The following is an 18,166-nucleotide window of genomic DNA, read 5'->3' on the forward strand; positions in this document are numbered from 1 at the left end:
GACTCGTCCCGCTCCGTGGAGAGCTGTGGTTTTCCCACGTCGGCCGGGCAATCATGGGCTCATGACCGCGCCGGCACCGCCGTGGCTCACAGTCGATCGGGCCGTGGTCAGCATCGCGCTGGTGTACCCGATGCGCGGGCCGGCGGGAATGTTCGGCCCGACCTGCGAACTCTGCGCCCAGCTCGCGGTCGAGGAGATCAACGCCGGTGGCGGGGTGCTGGGCCGCGAGGTGCGGCTGGTGCCGGTCGACGGCGGCGCCCCGCCGGCCGAGGTGGCCGCCCAGGTGGAGGCGCTGGTGTCGATGGGCGCCGTGCAGGGCGTGACCGGCTGGCACATCTCCTCGGTGCGGCAGGCGCTCGCGCCCCGGGTCGCGCACCGCGTGCCGTACGTCTACACCGCCCTGTACGAGGGCGGTGAGCGTACCGAAGGGGTCTATCTGACCAGCGAGACACCGGATGCCCAGCTGTGGCCCGCGATGCGGCTGCTCGCGGGGGAGCAGGGCGTGCGCCGCTGGTTCGTGGTCGGCAACGACTACGTGTGGCCCCGGCGCACCGCGCGGGCGGCCCACCGGTACGCGCTGCGCGGCGGTGGCCGCGTGGTGGGGCAGGCGTTCCTGCCGTTGGAGACGCACGACTTCGACGACGTGTTGCGCCGGATCGAGCGCAGCGGCGCCGACGCCGTGGTGATGCTGCTCGTCGGCGCGGACGCGGTGCGGTTCAACCGGGCGTTCGCGCGTGCCGCGATGGACCAGCGCTGCCTGCGGCTGAGCACCCTGATGGACGAGAACATGCTGCTGGCCAGCGGGGCGGGCGCGACGCGGCGGCTCTACAGCACGGCGGGCTTCTTCGCCGGCCTCGTGACGCAGGAGAACCTCGACTTCCACGGCGAGTTCGCCCGCCGGTTCGGGGTGGAGGCGCCGCCGCTGGGCAGCCTGGGGGAGTCCTGCTACGAGGGCGTGATGCTGCTCGCCGCCCTGATCGGGCAGGCCCGCACCCTCGACGTACGGGCGATCGAGACGGCTGCCGACACGGTGGCGTACCACGGGCCGCGCGGTCGGCTGCAGCTGCGCCGGCGGCACGTGCGTCAGCGGATCTACCTCGCCGAGGCCGACGGCCTCGACTTCACCGTGCTCGCCCAGATCTGACCGTCCGATGCGGACCCTTGACACGTCCACCCGGCCCGGCCCTAAGATACTTCCTGCGTGAAGTATCTGTCCCGGAGGGTGGATACCGCGATCTCCTGTCCACCGTCGGCGGAATGCGTCCGCCGACCATTCCGGTGGCAATTTTTTCACTGCGTTGACCACGGCTGAAACCGCCTTGCACCAGGCGGTTGCGGCCGTTGTGGCGTGCGCTCTCCCCGCTGCGCGGGAAACAGTCAATTAAGGACTGGGAAACGTCCGCGCAATCATGCCGGTCGACGCTTTGCGTGCCCGTAGCCAATGCGATGACCGTAGTTGACGTCCACCCGTCGGCTCCGGCGTCGCCAACTCCACCGGACCGCACCGACCGTCCTTTCGCTACCTGAGTGCACCGCAGGGAGATTAGATGTCACTTCTTCGGAGCCGCCGCATCATGGCGGGTGCCATGACCCTCGTCGCCGCGGTCGCCGTGACCGCGTGCGGCAGCAAGACCAGTGACGAGGGCGGCGCGGCCGGCGTCACCGCCGACGTCTCCGGCAACACCGTCAAGGTGGGCCTGCTCAACTCGCTCTCCGGCACCATGGCGATCAGCGAGGTCACCGTCCGCGACTCCATCATGCTCGCCGTCGAGGAGATCAACGCGGCCGGCGGCGTCCTCGGCAAGAAGATCCAGCCGATCGGGGAGGACGGCGCCTCGGACTGGCCCACCTTCGCGGAGAAGGCCGAGAAGCTCATCTCCGAGGACCGGGTGGCCGCCGTTTTCGGCTGCTGGACGTCGGCCAGCCGCAAGGCGGTCAAGCCGGTGTTCGAGAAGAACAAGGCGCTGCTGTTCTACCCGGTGCAGTACGAGGGTCTGGAACAGTCGCCCTACATCTTCTACACGGGCGCGACGACCAACCAGCAGATCGTCCCCGGGCTCGACTACCTCAAGGCTCAGGGAACGAAATCGGTCTACCTGGTCGGCAGCGACTACGTCTTCCCGCGCACGGCCAACAAAATCATCAAGGCGTACGCGGCGGCGAACGGCATGACAGTGGTCGGCGAGGATTACGCGCCACTCGGATCGACCGAATTCGGCACGATCGTCAACAAGGTCAAGTCGTCCGGCGCGAAGGCGGTCTTCAACACCCTCAACGGCGACAGCAACGTGGCGTTCTTCAAGGAGTACAAGTCGGCCGGGCTGACCGCCGCCGCGATGCCGGTGGTCTCGGTGTCCATCGCCGAGGAGGAGGTCAAGGGCATCGGCACCCAGTACCTGGAGGGCCAGCTGACCGCCTGGAACTACTACCAGACCACGCCCGGCGCGGCGAACAACAAGTTCGTGGCCGCGTACAAGGCGAAGTACGGCGCGGACAAGCCGACGAGCGACCCGATGGAGGCCGCCTACGTCAGCGTCTACCTGTGGAAGGCGATGGTCGAGAAGGCCGGCACGTTCGACGTCGAGAAGGTCCGTGGCGCCTCCGACGGAATCACCTTCGAGGCGCCGGAGGGCCTGGTCACCGTCGACGGCAAGACCCAGCACATCGCCAAGACCGCCCGCATCGGCAAGGTCGGCGCGGACGGCCTGATCACCGAGGTGTGGAACTCCGGCAAGCCGATCGCGCCGGACCCGTACCTCAAGACCTATCCGTGGGCGAGCGGTCTGAGCTGACGACGCCGGCCCCGGGCGGGCACCGCGACGACGCGCCCCGCCCGGGTCCCCGACCAGCAGTACGGGAGTACCCACCGTGACAGTCCTCTTCGGTCAACTCTTCACCGGCATCAGCATCGGCGCTGTCCTGCTGCTCATCGCGCTCGGGCTGGCGCTGACCTTCGGCCAGATGAACGTCATCAACATGGCGCACGGCGAGTTCATCATGGCCGGCGCCTACACCACGTACGTGCTGCAACAGAGCATCACCGGCGCCGGCCTGTCGCTGCTGGTCGCGCTGCCTGTCGCGTTCGTGGTCGCCGGCACGATGGGGGTGCTGCTGGAGATCCTGCTGATCCGCCGGCTCTACGCCCGGCCCCTGGACACCCTGCTGGTCACCTGGGGCGTGTCCCTGATGCTGCAACAGCTCGCCCGGGACATCTTCGGCAGTCCGAACGTGCAGACCCGCGCGCCGGACCTGCTCACCGGCAACGTGGCCCTGCCCGGCGGGCTGACGGTCGCCAACAACCGGCTGTTCATCCTGGCCCTGGCCCTGGCCGCCGTCGCCGTCCTCACCCTGGCGCTGCGGCTCACCCCGTTGGGGCGCCGGATCCGCGCGGTCGTGCAGAACCGCGACCTCGCCGCGGTGTCCGGCGTACCCACCGCCCGGGTCGACCGGACGACCTTCTTCCTCGGCTCGGGCCTGGCCGGGCTCGCCGGGGTGGCGCTCACCCTGCTCGGCCCGATCGGCCCGACCATGGGCACCAATCTGATCATCGACGCCTTCCTGGTCGTCGTGGTCGGCGGGATCGGGCAGCTCAAGGGCAGCGTGATCGTCGCCTTCGCCCTCGGGGTCCTCCAGGCCACCGGGGAGTACCTCACCACCCTCAGCGTCGCCAAGGTGATCGTCTTCGTGGCGATCGTCGCGTTCCTCCAGTGGCGGCCACAGGGCCTGTTCACCCTGCGGACCAGGAGCCTCGCATGACCGCCGTGACACCCGCGCCGCCGAGCACCGCCGACCCGCCGGCCCCGGCCGGCACCGCACCGGGAAGCCGACCGGGTGGCCGGTCCCGGCTGCGCGCGGCGGCGGGGTTCGCGTTCGGCGCGGCTCTGCTGTTCGCCGTCGCGCCGCTGGCGCTGTCGGACTTCCGGCTGGCCCTGCTCGCCAAGTACCTCTGCGTCGCCATGGTGGCCGTCGGCATCGGCATCGCCTGGGGACGCGGCGGCATGCTCACCCTCGGCCAGGGCGTCTTCTTCGGCCTGGGCGGCTACGCGATGGCCATGCACCTCAAGCTCGCCGACGCGGGTCCCGGTGGGATGCCCGACTTCATGCAGCTGTACGGGCAACTCGACGAACTACCGGTCTGGTGGCGGCCGTTCGCCAGCCCGTGGTTCGCGCTGCCGGCCACGGTGCTGCTGCCGATGGCCGTCGCCTTCGGGCTCGGCTCACTGGTGTTCCGCCGCCGGGTGCGGGGCGCGTACTTCGCCATCCTCAGCCAGGCGCTCGCCGCCGCCATGGTGATCCTGCTGATCGGCCAGCAGGGGACCACGGGCGGCACCAACGGGCTCACCGACATCCAGGGCTTCTTCGGGTACGACCTGGACGACCCGGTCAACCAGCGGATGGTCTACTTCATCATCGCCGGCGTCCTGCTCGCGCTGCTCGCGCTGGCCCGCCAGATCGTCCACAGCCGCTACGGGGAACTGCTGGTGGCGGTACGGGACAGCGAGGAGCGGGTCCGTTTCCTCGGCTACGACCCGGCGTCGGTCAAGCTCGTCGCCTACGTGGTGGCGGCGGGCATGGCGGGCCTCGCCGGCGCGCTGTTCGTGCCGGCGGTGGGCATCATCTCGCCCGCCCTCATCGGCATCGTCCCGTCGATCGAGTTCGTCATCGGAGTGGCGGTGGGCGGCCGGGCCACGCTGCTCGGACCGGTGCTCGGCGCGGTGGCGGTCGCCTGGGCGCGTACCGCCCTCTCCGAACGTTTCCCGGGCACCTGGACGTACCTGCAGGGTCTGCTGTTCGTGGTGGTGGTGGCGTTCCTTCCCGGCGGCCTGGCGTCGCTGTGGGCGCTGGCCCGCCGCCGCGCGAAGCGGGCGGAGGTGGAGACACCGTGAGCGACGACCGGCTGGACGGGCTGTCCGTCCGTGACGTGCGGGTCAGCTTCGACGGCTTCACCGCCGTCGACGGCGTCTCGCTGGAGGTGCCCGCCGGTGACATCCGGTTCCTGATCGGGCCGAACGGCGCCGGCAAGACCACCCTCGTCGACGCGATCACCGGTCTGGTGCGGGCCACCGGTTCGGTGTGCTTCGGCGAACAAGAACTGCTGGGTCGCCCGGTGCACCGGATCAGCCGGCTCGGCATCGGCCGGACGTTCCAGACGTCGGCGGTCTTCGAGGAGCTGTCGGTGCTGCAGAACCTGGACATCGCCGCGGGCGCCCGCCGGAGCTGGGCCATCCTGGCCCGGCGCCGGCGGGGGATCCCCGACGAGGTGGCCGCCGCGCTGGAGACCATCGGGCTCACCGGCCGGGCCGACCAGTTGGCCGGCACCCTCGCGCACGGCCAGAAGCAGTGGCTGGAGATCGGCATGCTGCTGGTGCAGGACGCGCGGCTGCTGCTGCTCGACGAGCCGGTCGCCGGGATGAGCCACGAGGAGCGCGACGCCACGGGCGCCCTGCTGGAGACGGTGAGCCGGGACCGCACGGTGGTGGTGATCGAGCACGACATGGACTTCCTGCGTCGCTTCGCGCGCAGCGTCACCGTGCTGCACGCGGGGAAGGTCCTCAGCGAGGGCACCGTGGCGCAGGTCCAGGCGGACCCGCGCGTGCAGGAGGTCTACCTCGGCCACCCGGTCGACGCCGGGTCGGTCCCCAGCGGTCTGGAGGCATGATGCTGACCCTGCGTGGGGTGCACGCCGGATACGGGCGTTCCCGGGTGCTGCACGGCGTGGACCTCGCCGTCCCGCCCGACGGGGTGGCCGCGGTGCTCGGGCACAACGGCGCCGGCAAGAGCACACTGCTGCGTGTCGCGGCGGGCCTGCTGCGCCCGGCCGCCGGCACCGTCGAGCTGGACGGCGAGGACGTCACCCGTCTCGCGCCGCACGAGCGGGTGGCGCGCGGCATGGCGTACGTCCCGCAGGGCCAGCAGTGCTTCCCGCACCTGACGGCGGCGGAGAACCTGCGCCTCGTCGCCGACGGCCGGCGCGACGGCGCGGTGGCGACGGCGGAGGTGCTGGACCTGTTCCCGGCGCTGCGTCCGCTGCTGCGGCGGCGGGCCGGGCTGCTCTCCGGTGGTCAGCGTCAGCAACTCGCCATCGCCCGCGCGTTGATCACCCGGCCGCGGCTGCTCATGCTCGACGAGCCGACCGAGGGCATCCAGCCGTCGGTGGTCGCCGAGATCCAGGAGCGGATCGTCGAGCTGACCCGGCAGTCCGGCTTCAGCGTGCTGCTCGTCGAGCAGCACCTCGGGTTCGCGCTGCGGGTGGCGAACCGCTACCACGTCCTCGAATCCGGCCGGGTCACCTCGCACGGCGACGGGGGAGTGACGGCGGAGCGGGAGGTACGCGCGGCCCTCGCGGTCTGATCCGGGCCGGTGTCCAATTTACATTGACCGCGGTCTTTACTACCATCGTGGCTGGGAGTCGCCAAGCGCTGCTGGGCAGCAGTGCCGTCCGCCCCTGGGACGGCTTGAATCGATCGGCGTCATCTTCTCCGGGGTGGGCACCCAGCGAGGGTCACTGGGCGCCGGCGCATCCACTGGAGCATCATGAAAATCTCACGGACAGCACGCCGTCTGGGACTGGCTGCGGTCGCAGTTCTCGTCGCCTCGTTCACGATGGTCGTGGTCAACCAGGCCGGTCCGGCCTCGGCGCACGGATCGGTCACCAACCCGCCGTCACGCAACTACGGATGTTACGAGCGCTGGGGTTCCGATCACCTCAACCCCACGATGGCCCAGACCGACCCGATGTGCTGGCAGGCGTGGCAGGCCAACCCGAACACGATGTGGAACTGGAACGGCCTGTACCGCGAGAACGTCGGCGGCAACCACCAGGCCGCCGTGCCGGACGGGCAGCTGTGCAGCGGCGGTCGCACCCAGAACGGCCTGTACGCCTCGCTCGACGCGGTCGGCGCGTGGACCGCGAAGCCGATGCCGAACAACTTCACCCTGACGCTGACCGACGGTGCTCGGCACGGCGCCGACTACATGCTGATCTACATCACCAAGCAGGGTTTCGACCCGACCACCCAGCCCCTCACCTGGAACAGCCTCGAGCTGGTACTCCGTACCGGCAGCTACCCGACCACCGGGCTCTACGAGGCGCAGGTGAACGCGGGCAACCGCACCGGGCGGCACGTCGTCTACACCATCTGGCAGGCGTCCCACCTCGACCAGCCGTACTACCTGTGCAGTGACGTGATCTTCGGCGGCGGCGGCAACCCGCCGCCCACGACCCCGCCGCCCACCACCACGCCGCCGACGACCCCGCCGCCCACCACGACGCCCCCGACGACCCCGCCGCCGGCCGGAAACGGCGCCTGCACCGCCACCTTCCGCAAGACGAACGAGTGGTCCGGTGGCTTCGGCGCCGAGGTCACCGTCCGGGCCGGTAACGCCGCGATCTCCGGATGGACGGTGGCGTGGACCTGGCCCAACGGCCAGAGCATCACCAACGCCTGGAACGCGACGGTCACCTCGAGCGGTTCGTCGGTCTCCGCGTCGAACGTCGCCTACAACGGTTCCCTGAGCGCCAACGCCAGCACCAGCTTCGGCTTCAACGCCTCCTGGAACGGCACCAACTCCACACCCACCCTCACCTGCACCGCCCGGTAACAGCGTCCGCGGTGGGGTGGCGCGGCACGCGCCACCCCACCGTCGAAAAGGCTGCCCTCCGCCAGCATCAGGAACCGCAGTGAGGTGAGGAACGACAATGATTTCCCGGGCAGGCGTCAGCGGCTGGTACCGAAGCCGGTTCGTGTGGATCGAGGTGTGCCTGCTGGCCGCGTCGCTCGGGGCGGCCAGCGTGGTCACCTCGATCGTCCCGAGGACGGACCCGGCAGTTCTCCGCCAGGAGATCCTGACCCGGATGCGTACGACGCTCGAGCAGGCGGACCCGAAAGATCATCAGCACGCCGGGCACACCGTCCCAGAGGCGCCGGCCGGAGAGCAGGCCGCGCCGGCGGTCGTCTGCGGCGTCCATGTCTACGGCTACGAGCCCACCGGGGCGGCCACACTGGCCGACGTCCACACGGTCTACGGCTTCCACCTCTGCGGCGTGGCCGAACAGAGGCGCCACTGGGACGGAGCGGTCAAACTCGTCGGCCCGGTGATCATGGACATGACCACCCAGCCTCCCGGCATTCAGGTGGTCGAGGCGACCGCCGACGTCAGGTTCGTCGACCGGCTACGGGAGATGTTCCCCGACAAGTACGAGGAACTGGCACTCAGGGAAGCGTTGCCCGCATCGGAGATGGCCGACCTGCGGCGCCGGTACGACGCCGCCGCCGGCCTCTGACCACGCCGAGCGACCCGACCGCTGAGGCTGCTTGACGCGATGCAATCGACACATGGGGGCATGATGCGACGCAGGATCTTCGCGCTGGCTACAGCCGCAGCGGTTGTCGTCGGCGGGGCCATGACCATGGTGCTGCGGCCGGCGTACGCCGCGACGGCGTGCACGGTGGACTACACGATCACCCGGGAGTGGTCCAGCGGCTTCTGGGCCGAGCTCACCGTCACCAACCTGGGCGCTCCGGTCACCGACTGGTGGCTGCGATTCCGGCAGGCAAACGGCCAGACGATCACCATGGGCCTCGACCGGCTGCCGGACGGATACACGCTCGGCAGCGGCGAGCTGTACCCGGTGACCATGCTCCGCCCACCGGCGGGCTCCACGCTGCCCACCGGCGCCTCGGTGACTGTGCGGTTCGGCGGCAACTACCGGGGCGCCGACCCCGAGCCGACCGACTGGGTGTTGAGCGGCCAGCCGTGCGACGCGGACGGCGGCGGCCCGACCGGCTCGTCGCCGCCGTCGGCCTCGGGGAGCCCGCAGCCCAGCCCACTGCCGGGCGGGCCGTCGGTGGCGCTCACCTCGCCCCTGCCCAACGACTTCTTCGCCGCGCCGGGCGTCGTCCCGATCCGTGCGGAGGCCACGGCGGCGCCCGGCCGGCGGATCGAGCGGGTCGAGTTCCGCGAGCGCGGCACGTTACTCGCCGTGGACACCACCGCGCCGTACGCGTTCGACTGGCGCGGCGTGCCGCCGAACAGCGGTACCCACGTCACCGCCACCGCCTACGACAGCGCCGGCGCCCGGGCCACCGCCGAGGTCCGCGGCGTCCGGGTGCTCCCGCCGCAGGCACCCGGTGCCGCCCCCGCGCTGAAGGCGTTCGGCAATCGCATCCTCACGGTCACCGCCGACCCGAGGCCGTACCGGCCACGCGGAGTCATCCGGTCGGCCGCGCCCGGCGAGTGCGCGTGGGGACCGATTCGCTGGGACGGCCCGGTCGACGACGCGTCAGTGGGCGCGCTGCGGGCCCGCGGCGTCAACGCGGTGCGGGTCGTGCTGAGTGACGCCTGCTACGTCTACACCGGCAGCCCTGCCGACAGGCAGAACCGCGTCGGCTACCTCGACGAGGCGGCCCGGTACGTCGACCGGCTCGTCCGGGGCGGCATCACACCCGTCGTGTCGCTGCGCCAGAGCGACATCCTCGCCACGCGCTCGTTCTGGAGCGCGGTGGCGGAGGTGTTCGGCGACGACAACGCGGTGGTCCTCGACATCTCGCCGTACGACTTCCCGGCGGCGGGCGGCACCGACCCCGCGGCGGTCTGGACCTGTTGGCGCGACGGCGGCCCCGCCTGCCTGGACGCCGGCCTGCCGAACTTCGGCGTGCAGGAGCAGATCCGCCTGCTTCGCGTCCACGGCTCGTTCAACCTGGTCCTCGCCGCCGGGGTCGACGGCGGCAACGACCTGCGCCGGTGGCTTGAGTACCGCCCGGCCGACCCGGACGGCCGCAGCGTGGCCGCCGCCTGGCGCGTCGACGACCGCTCGGCCTGCGCCACGCCGGCCTGCTGGCAGTCCACGCTGCTTCCGGTCGCCGCCCAGGTACCGCTGGTCGCCACCGACGTCAGCGCCGGCCCGGCAGCGCCGACGTTCGTGCCGCGGACGGTCACCTGGCTCGACCGGCACGGCATCGGCCACCTGCGCCGGTGAACGGCCCCATCGGCAGCCGGGCTCGTCAGACGCTCGTGCGCGACCACTGCTGGTTGGCGCCGGTGTTGCACGCGTACTGCTTGAGGATGACTCCGTCTGCGGTCGACGCTGCCGGTACGTCCACGCACTTGCCGCTGTGCCGTGCCCGGAGCTGGAAGTAGCTGCCGTCGGCGACCATCTGGAACTGCTGGTTGGCGCCGCCGCCACAGGTGTACTGGATCAGCTCGGCGCCGTCGGCGGTGGACGCGCTCACCACGTCGAGGCACTTGCCGCTGTTGCGGCTGACGAGTCGCCAGTAGCCGCCGCCCGCGTCCTGGAACTGCCACTGCTGCCACGCGTTGCCGTTGTACGTGTACTGGCCGACGCGCGCGCCGTTGTCGGTGTTCGGCTGCTGGACGTCCATGGCCTTGCCGCTGTGCCGCACGGTGATCCGGTAGAACGTGCCAGTCGGCGGGGACGTCGTCGGGCCACCCCCGACGGTGTCGCCCCACGCGTACCGGATCTGGTCGGCGCCGGAGGTGTTGCGGACGGTCAGGTTGAGGTCGGTGCCGCCGCCGCTCAGCGAGTACATCGAGTACCAGTCGTAGCCGATGGTGCCGGGCTTTCCGCCGAGGGCGGGCCAGTAGGTGCCGCCCATCCGGTTGTCGCGCATGACCTGGGCCATGGCGCGGATGTGGCGCACGAAGTTGTCGGTGCTGTTCGCGTCGGCGTAGTTGCGGCCGTCGTTCATGGGTGCGCCGAACTCGGTGGCGACCGCCCGCGACGCGCAGTTGCCGAGGCGGGTCTGGATGTGGCCGCGGAAGGCGTCGTAGGTCATCTCACCGTAGAAGAAGGCGTAGTGGTGGAAGGACAGCAGCGTCGAGGCGAAGCGGGTGTCGTTGCAGACGTCCCGCAGGTCCTGGCTGAACCCGGTGCCCCCGATGAGCACGCGGCTGGGCACCGCCGAGTAGTGGTAGCTGAGCCAGTTGGCCGCGACGTTGCGCCACTCCGTCGAGCTGTAACCGTGCGGTTCGTTCATCGGCTCGAAGTAGACGTTGGGGTTCGAGCCGTACGTGTTGGTCACCGTGGACCACATCGCGTTCCACGCGGCGAGGTTCGTGATCCTGCCGCCGGAGGCGGCACCGTCCTCCCAGTACGCGAGGATGACCTTGAACCCGCGGGCGGTGGCGGCGTCGACGGCGCCTCGGTAGGCCTCCCACCACGCCGTCCCGACCGTGTGGGTGTTGATGGGCAGCCGGACGGTGTTGACCCCCATGGTCGAAGCCATGTCGTCGTAGAGGGCGTTGGCCTTGGCCCGTACCGTCGCGTTGCTGTCGGAGGAGCTCAGGCCCTGCACGACGAGGGGGCCGGTGCTGAAGTTGTCACCCAGCACGGCCCAGTTCATGCCTCGGAACTGGCTGGTGGCGGCAATGGCGGGCGACGACATGACGACGACGCCGCCGGCCATCGCCGTCATCGCGGCCACCAGCGCGATCAGCAGCCGGCGTAACGACCGGGTGCGCCGCGTTGGTCCCGCTGCGTGACCCCGCAGCAACGTGATCCGCGTCAAGAAGTGGTCGATCACTGATCCAGCCTCTCTGGGTTCGGATGTCAGACCGATCGCCGGAGCCGCTGCTGCCACCGACGCCCGACGTCGTTAGCGTTAACATCGCTCAATCACCCACAAGCCAGGTCTTCGCGGCCGGGCCGATGTTTTCTGGTGGTTACGTGCGCGTTACCGGCAAGTGTTAGCGGTCTCATCTGGAGAGTCAAGGGATCGACCAAGGTCGTTCCCTTTGCGTCCCCGCTCACCGGCCTCCGCCGGGTGGGCGCGGAGACCAGGCACCCAGCGCGGTGCCCGGCACTAGATTGAGGCGGGTGAGCCAGGGCGAACCATCGGCGCAGGCCGGTCCGTCGGGCGAGGACGCGACGGCGAGGATGCTGGCGGCGGCGCGCGCGGGCGACGGCGCGGCCTTCAGCCGTCTGGTCGCACCCCTGCGGGACGAGCTGCGTGCGCACTGCTACCGGATGCTCGGTTCCTTCCACGACGCGGAGGACGCGGTCCAGGACACCATGGACCGGGCATGGCGGGCCGTCGACAGGTTCGAGGGTCACCGCTCGATCCGGCCGTGGCTCTACCGGATCGCCACCAACCGCGCTCTGTCTCTCCTCGGCGCGCGCGGGCGGCGTGAACTGCCCACCGACTTCACCGGCCCGGGCATGTCCCGGGCCGAGGTGAGCTGGCTCGAACCGTATCCGGACCGCCTTGCGGCCCGGCCCGCCGAATCGGATCCGGAGACCCGCGCGATCGCGCGGGAGACCATGGAACTCGCGTTCGTCGCCGCGTTGCAGCACCTGCCGCCGCGACAACGTGCCGTCCTGCTGCTGCGTGACGTTCTCGGTTACTCCGCCGAGGAGACCGCCGGGATGCTTGGCACCACCGTCGCCGCGGTCAACAGCGCGATGCAGCGGGCCCGCCGGATCGTCGCCGGGCTGAACCCGTCCGGGAGCCAGCAGCGGACCCTCGCCGAGCTGGGCGACGCGGGGCAGCGGGAGGTGGCCAGGCAGTACGCCGCGGCGTGGGAGTCCGGCGACGTCGAGACGATCGTGGCGATGCTGACGGAGGACGCGCGGTACTCGATGCCGCCGCTGACCGTCTGGTACGAGGGCCACGAGCAGATCCGCGGTTTCCTGACCGAGGTGACAGCGGGGCGAAGGTGGCGGTTCCTGCCGACGGGTGCCAACGGGCAGCTCGCCTTCGGGACGTACCTGTGGGACGAGGCGGCTGCCGCCTACCTCCCGGCGGGGCTGGACCTGCTCGTGCTGCGGGGACGCCGGGTGGCCGAGGTCGTCTCGTTCCTCGACGCGCGCCTGCCTGCCTTCGACCTGCCGGATCGGCTTCCGGAAAGTTCGCGCGGAGGCGATGAGTTCGCGGCCCGGCCGGGGTTGTAGTCCTGACGGGTCCACCAGCCACGAAGGGCAGAGCCGACATGCCGAGCAACGAAGAACAGATCCGGGCCCTGGTCGCGCGCTGGGCCGCCGCGGTCCACGAGGGGAACCTCGCCGGCGTCCTGGCCGACCACGCCGAGGACATGGTGATGTTCGACGTGCCGCCGCCGTACGAGGGCGTGCGCGGGTTGGACGCCTACCGGGAGATCTGGCCGCCGTTCTTCAGGTGGCAGGCGCAGGGTGCGTCGTTCGAGGTCGAGTCGCTGGACGTCGTCGCCGGCGAGGACGTGGCCTTCGCGTACGCGCTGCTGCGGTGCGGCACGCCGGCCGACGTCGCTGCGGATCCGGAGAACCGCCTGCGGGTGACCTTCGGCCTGCGGAGGCGGGAGGGCCGGTGGATCGTCGCCCACGAACACCATTCCTTCCCGCTCGCCGGTACCGAGCCGGACGCGGACGCGGCCGAGGCGGAGGTGCGCCGGCTTCACCGGCGGTGGTTCGAGGGCACGGCGGCCAAGGACCTCGATGCCCTAATGGATGCCGTCGCCGACGACGTGGTCTCGTACGAGCACGACCAACCGCTGCGATACGTCGGTGTGAACGCTGTTCGCGAGGTCTGCGCGGCGGGCCTGGCGGCGTCGGGTGACGGATCAGTCGCCTGGGACGTTCCCGACCTGACGATCGTGGTCGACGGTGACCTCGCCGTCGCGTGGGGCCTCAACCACGTCTCGGTACGCCCGAGCAGTGGTCCACCGATCGAGAGCTGGTCCCGGGGCACCCGGGTCTTCCAGCGGCGCGACGGGGCCTGGCTGATGACCCACCAGCACCTCTCCTACCCGTACGACCCCTCGACCGGGACGGCACGGACGGATCTGCGTCCGTAGCGACATCGCACATCGAGCCGTCCATCGACGTTCATCCACCAGATCGGCGTGCGTAAGCTCCGCACGGTCGGATCTGGGGAACCTACGGAGGAGGTTCCATGGATCGTCGAGCGATGTTGCGGGCCACTGTTCTCGGTGCGGGCGCCGTCGCCCTGCCGTTCACGGCGTGGTCGGCCGCGTACGGAGCCCCGGCGCAGAACGCGGCGGGGCCGTACGGTGGGCTCCAGGCCGCCGACGCCAACGGCATCCAGCTGCCGGCCGGATTCACCAGCTCGGTCGTCGCGCGATCCCGGCGGACGGTGCCGGGGACGTCGTACACCTGGCACGACGCCCCGGACGGCGGCGCCGTGTTCCCGAACGGCTCCGGCTGGATCTACGTGTCGAACTCCGAGGTGTCGGCCGGGGCGGGCGGCGGCGCCTCACGCCTCGTCTTCAACTCCAGCGGTGTCGTGGTCGGGGCGTCGCGGATCCTCTCCGGCACCGACAACAACTGCGCCGGGGGCAAGACGCCGTGGAACACCTGGCTCTCCTGCGAGGAGGTGTCCCGGGGCCGGGTCTTCGAGACGTACCCCCTCGGCGAGACCGCGGTGGCGCGTCCCGCGATGGGCCGGTTCAAGCACGAGGCGGCCGCGGCCGACCCGGTCCGCCGGGTCGTCTACCTGACCGAGGACGAGACCGACGGCAAGTTCTACCGCTTCGTGCCGACCACCTGGGGCGACCTGTCCGCCGGAACCCTCCAGGTCCTCCGCGCCGGTACGGCCACCTCCGGCACCTTCACCTGGGCCACGGTGCCCGATCCGGACGGCTCGCCCACCCCGACCCGGCAGCAGGTGTCCGGCGCGAAGACGTTCAACGGTGGCGAGGGCTGCCACTACGCCGACGACACCGTCTGGTTCACCACGAAGGGCGACAACCGTGTGTGGCAGGTGAACCTGGCCGCCGGCACGTACGAACTCGCCTACGACGACAACCTGGTCAGCCACGGCACCGCTCCGCTGACCGGCGTCGACAACATCACCGGGTCCACGGCCGGTGACCTGTACGTCGCCGAGGACGGCGGCAACATGGAGATCTGCATGATCACGCCGGACGACAAGATCTCGGTGTTCCTGCGGATCACCGGACAGAGCGGCTCGGAGATCACCGGGCCGGCGTTCACCCCGGCCGGCGACCGGCTGTACTTCTCGTCGCAGCGCGGCACGACCGGCTCGTCCTCCGGCGGCATCACCTACTGCGTCACCGGGCCGTTCCGCCGATGACCGGCTCCCGGCCCCGCTGACGGCTCCGAGGCCGGACCAGCCGTTCTTACCACTGTCTTACGGGACAGTCGCCGGGCGTACGCGGAACGTCCCGGAGCGCGATGCTGAGGACCTGCCATCAATCGGGGAAGAGGGCATCATGGGATCTCTGGCACGGTACGGGCTGTCGGCGGCGGCGGTCTCCACTCTGACGGTGGGCATGGTGCTCCCGGCGGGCACGCCGGTCGTGGCCGCATCATCGTCGGCCTGGTCGGCGACGGTTCCCGCGCTGATCCACGACAGCCGGCTCACCGACGTGGCCGCCACCGGCCCGAACAACGCCTGGTCCGTCGGCTACCAGGCGTCGACCTACACGGGGTACTCGATCGACCAGCCGTACGCCCTGCTCCAATGGAACGGAGGGGCATGGATCGAGCGGCGGCTGCCGCACCAGGCGCATGTGCTGTACAAGGTGGACGCGGTGAACGCCGGCGACGTCTGGACGGTGGGCATCCGGCGCTCCGGAGAGCCGTACGCCGGGCACTTCGACGGCGTGACCTGGACGTCCCACACGCCGTGGTCCGCCCCGTCCGGGACCTCGGACCTGCTGGACGTGGCCGGGACCGGTGGCGGGCGGGCCGTGCTCGTCGGTCACGACGGCGGCCGGCCGCTGGTCGTCGAAGGCGACGCGCGTCAGTTCAGCCGGGTGGCGGTACCGGGGACGGAAGGAGTGAACGGCGTCCTGCGGGCGGTCTCGCGCACCAAGGACGGTGCCGTCTTCGCCGCCGGCGACCGGTACGTCACCGACGCGCCCTACCCGGAGCCGATGATCGTGCAGCGCATCGGCGGGTCGTGGCGGGTGGCCCCGATTCCGCCGATCGCGAGCGTCCACCTCACCGGCGTGTGGGCCCGCTCGGCGACCGACGCCTGGGCGGTCGGCACCCAGGACTTCGACTCCTCGCCCAAGCCGGTCATCCTGCACTGGGACGGCCGGACGTGGCAGCGGGTGGCCGGACCGGCGCCAGCGGGCTGGGTGTACGCGGTCGCCGGCGACGCGAACGGCAACGTCTGGATCAGCGGCACGAACCCGATTCCGCCGTACGTCGAGTACCCGGGCACGCTGTTGCTGCGCTACACCGGCGGGCGGTGGAGTGTCGCGTACGGACCCAAGGTCGACGGCAACGACCCGCACCTGGACGCGCTGGCCAACATCCCGGGAACCTCATCCTTCTGGGGCAGCGGCGCTGCGACCGTCGACGGGTTCCGCCAGGCCGGTGTGATCGAGCGCACCAGATGAGCGGCCAGGCCCACGCCCCTGCCCGGGGTGACTCGGCAACGACCGGGGCGTGGGCCTGGCCCTGCTGTGGCGAGGTCATGATGCAATGAAGCGCATGATTCTCCAGCGGATCGGCGCCGGCCTCCTGTTGTTGATCGGGATCCTGGCGATGGCGGCCACGCGCACCTTCCCGTTCCTCGACGATTTCCCCGAGCTGGCGGAGACGGCGGTCGCGATCGGTGGCGCGGCGTGCATGCTGGCGGGGGTGTGGCTGTGGTTGCGCAAGCCGGCAGAGGGGTCGTCCACGCCCGCGACCGGCGACGTCGAAAGCCGGTGACGGCGCTCGATCAGACGTCGGCGGGCGATCCCGGCGGTGGCGTCGGATACTGGGCCGATGACCAACCCCGACCTCGATCCCGAGCTGTACCCGCCGATCGACCCGCGTGAGGACGTGCCGGACGACCCGGGTGAACTCCTCCCGGACACGCCCGGCGAACTGCCCGAGGCGCCGGTCGAGCCGATGCCCGACGACGGGGAGCCCGGGGGCGTGCCCGAACCGGCCTGACCGGCCGGCGCAGGGCGCCCAATTGATCGACGATGATGGATAATCCTGTGGTGACCGGAGCGCCGACCGCAGGGGAGACCGGATGAGAATCGTCGACGCCCGGGTGATCGTGACCTGCCCCGGCCGGAACTTCGTGACCCTGAAGGTCGTGACCGACGCCGGTCTCACCGGCGTCGGTGACGCCACCCTCAACGGCCGGGAACTCGCAGTCGCGTCCTACCTGCGCGACCACGTCGTGCCGCTGCTGATCGGGCGCGACCCGGCCCGGATCGAGGACACCTGGCAGTACCTCTACCAGGGGTCGTACTGGCGGCGCGGGCCGGTCACGATGAGCGCCGTCGCCGCCGTGGACACCGCGCTGTGGGATATCAAGGGCAAGGTCGCCGGGCTGCCGGTCTACCAGCTGCTCGGCGGCCGGTCCCGCGAGGGCGTGACAGTGTACGGACACGCCAACGGCGAGACGGTCGACGAGGTGCTGACCGAGGTCGCCCGTTTCGTCGACCTCGGCTATCGCGCGGTGCGGGTGCAGTGCGGCGTGCCCGGCCTGCCCCGGACGTACGGCGTCAGCGCCGACAAGATGTTCTACGAGCCCGCCGACGCCGCGCTGCCGACCGAGACGACCTGGTCGACGGAGGCGTATCTGGCCCACGCGCCGGGCGTGTTCGCCCGGGTCCGCGAGGAGTTCGGCCCCACCCTCCGGCTGCTGCACGACGTGCACCACCGGCTCACCCCGATCGAGGCGGCGCGGCTCGGCAAGAGCCTGGAGCCGTACGCGTTGACCTGGATGGAGGATCCCGTCCCGGCGGACCTGCAGGAGGGGTTCCGGCTCATCCGCTCGCACACCACCACGCCGATCGCCGTCGGCGAGGTCTTCAGCAGCATCTGGGACGCCGCCCAGCTCATCCGGGAACAGCTCATCGACTACGTGCGCACCACAGTGGTCCACGCCGGTGGGATCACCCACCTGCGGCGCATCTTCGACCTCGCCGCGCTGCACCACGTCCGCAGCGGCTCGCACGGCGCCACCGACCTGTCCCCGGTCTGCATGGCCGCCGCGCTGCACCTGGACCTGGCCATCCCCAACTTCGGCCTGCAGGAGTACATGCGGCACACCGAGGCGACGGACGAGGTGTTCCCGCACGGCTACCACTACGACGGCGGCTACCTGCATCCGGCCGAGACTCCGGGGCTCGGGGTGGACATCGACGAGCAGGCCGCGGCCCGCTACCCGTACGCGCCGGCCTACCTGCCGGTGAACCGGCTGGCGGACGGCACCGTGCACCCCTGGTGAGCGCGCCG

17 protein-coding genes are annotated in these 18,166 nt (G+C 70.9%); 16 read left to right on the forward strand and 1 reads right to left on the reverse strand.

All coding sequences use genetic code 11. The features are described from left to right. The first annotated feature begins 61 nt into the window (after positions 1–61). The 9 genes from O7604_RS20165 to O7604_RS20205 all read left to right on the forward strand — a co-directional run bounded on the left by O7604_RS20165 (position 62) and on the right by O7604_RS20205 (position 9,979). The gene (locus O7604_RS20165) at positions 62–1,144 is read left to right on the forward strand and encodes a substrate-binding domain-containing protein (protein ID WP_281577384.1); all 1,083 of its coding nucleotides are present in this window, start codon (positions 62–64) and stop codon (positions 1,142–1,144) included. A gap of 403 nt (positions 1,145–1,547) precedes the next feature. Then, positions 1,548–2,792, forward strand: coding sequence for an urea ABC transporter substrate-binding protein (urtA, locus tag O7604_RS20170; protein WP_281577385.1), 1,245 nt, complete (start codon positions 1,548–1,550; stop codon positions 2,790–2,792). A 76-nt stretch (positions 2,793–2,868) separates the two neighbouring features. Further along, positions 2,869–3,756, forward strand: coding sequence for an urea ABC transporter permease subunit UrtB (gene urtB, locus O7604_RS20175; RefSeq protein WP_281577386.1), 888 nt, complete (start codon positions 2,869–2,871; stop codon positions 3,754–3,756). Further along, on the forward strand, positions 3,753–4,886 hold the full coding sequence (gene urtC, locus O7604_RS20180) for an urea ABC transporter permease subunit UrtC (RefSeq protein ID WP_281577387.1): 1,134 nt from the start codon (positions 3,753–3,755) through the stop codon (positions 4,884–4,886). Before urtB ends, urtC begins: the two co-directional genes overlap by 4 nt. Next, positions 4,883–5,659, forward strand: coding sequence for an urea ABC transporter ATP-binding protein UrtD (gene urtD, locus O7604_RS20185; protein WP_281577388.1), 777 nt, complete (start codon positions 4,883–4,885; stop codon positions 5,657–5,659). The genes urtC and urtD overlap by 4 nt, the downstream gene beginning before the upstream one ends. Beyond that, on the forward strand, positions 5,656–6,351 hold the full coding sequence (gene urtE / locus O7604_RS20190; protein WP_281577389.1) for an urea ABC transporter ATP-binding subunit UrtE: 696 nt from the start codon (positions 5,656–5,658) through the stop codon (positions 6,349–6,351). The genes urtD and urtE overlap by 4 nt, the downstream gene beginning before the upstream one ends. A gap of 183 nt (positions 6,352–6,534) precedes the next feature. Beyond that, a complete protein-coding gene (locus O7604_RS20195) occupies positions 6,535–7,602 on the forward strand; it encodes a lytic polysaccharide monooxygenase (RefSeq protein WP_281577390.1) in 1,068 nt (355 codons plus the stop codon). 97 nt (positions 7,603–7,699) lie between these two features. After that, positions 7,700–8,284, forward strand: a complete 585-nt coding sequence (locus tag O7604_RS20200) for a hypothetical protein (RefSeq protein ID WP_281577391.1) — start codon at positions 7,700–7,702, stop codon at positions 8,282–8,284. 120 nt (positions 8,285–8,404) lie between these two features. Continuing rightward, positions 8,405–9,979, forward strand: coding sequence for an Ig-like domain-containing protein (locus tag O7604_RS20205; protein ID WP_281577392.1), 1,575 nt, complete (start codon positions 8,405–8,407; stop codon positions 9,977–9,979). A 25-nt stretch (positions 9,980–10,004) separates the two neighbouring features. Here O7604_RS20205 and O7604_RS20210 read toward each other — a convergent pair whose 3' ends face one another. Then, positions 10,005–11,543, reverse strand: a complete 1,539-nt coding sequence (locus O7604_RS20210) for an RICIN domain-containing protein (protein WP_281577393.1) — start codon at positions 11,541–11,543, stop codon at positions 10,005–10,007. Between the two features lie 353 nt (positions 11,544–11,896). Between O7604_RS20210 and O7604_RS20215 the strand changes: the two genes are divergently transcribed. The 7 genes from O7604_RS20215 (at position 11,897) to manD (ending at position 18,158) form a co-directional block, all read left to right on the forward strand. Further along, positions 11,897–12,910 (forward strand): sigma-70 family RNA polymerase sigma factor, encoded by a 1,014-nt coding sequence (locus tag O7604_RS20215; protein WP_281579990.1) that lies wholly within the window; start codon positions 11,897–11,899, stop codon positions 12,908–12,910. Positions 12,911–12,948: 38 nt separating this feature from the next. After that, positions 12,949–13,788 (forward strand): nuclear transport factor 2 family protein, encoded by an 840-nt coding sequence (locus O7604_RS20220; RefSeq protein ID WP_269705298.1) that lies wholly within the window; start codon positions 12,949–12,951, stop codon positions 13,786–13,788. A 98-nt stretch (positions 13,789–13,886) separates the two neighbouring features. After that, positions 13,887–15,047 carry an alkaline phosphatase PhoX gene (locus tag O7604_RS20225; RefSeq protein WP_281577394.1) on the forward strand — a complete coding sequence of 387 codons (1,161 nt, stop codon included), beginning with the start codon at positions 13,887–13,889 and terminating at the stop codon, positions 15,045–15,047. Between the two features lie 139 nt (positions 15,048–15,186). Continuing rightward, positions 15,187–16,323 carry a hypothetical protein gene (locus tag O7604_RS20230; RefSeq protein WP_281577395.1) on the forward strand — a complete coding sequence of 379 codons (1,137 nt, stop codon included), beginning with the start codon at positions 15,187–15,189 and terminating at the stop codon, positions 16,321–16,323. A 49-nt stretch (positions 16,324–16,372) separates the two neighbouring features. Beyond that, complete coding sequence (locus O7604_RS20235; RefSeq protein ID WP_269705301.1) at positions 16,373–16,639, forward strand: hypothetical protein; 267 nt, start codon at positions 16,373–16,375, stop codon at positions 16,637–16,639. 57 nt (positions 16,640–16,696) lie between these two features. Next, positions 16,697–16,867, forward strand: coding sequence for a hypothetical protein (locus tag O7604_RS20240; protein WP_184686617.1), 171 nt, complete (start codon positions 16,697–16,699; stop codon positions 16,865–16,867). 82 nt (positions 16,868–16,949) lie between these two features. Further along, the gene (manD, locus tag O7604_RS20245; RefSeq protein WP_281577396.1) at positions 16,950–18,158 is read left to right on the forward strand and encodes a D-mannonate dehydratase ManD; all 1,209 of its coding nucleotides are present in this window, start codon (positions 16,950–16,952) and stop codon (positions 18,156–18,158) included. The last annotated feature ends 8 nt before the right edge of the window (positions 18,159–18,166 follow it).

The organism is Micromonospora sp. WMMA1947 (genome assembly GCF_027497355.1).
Taxonomy (GTDB): Bacteria; Actinomycetota; Actinomycetes; order Mycobacteriales; family Micromonosporaceae; genus Micromonospora.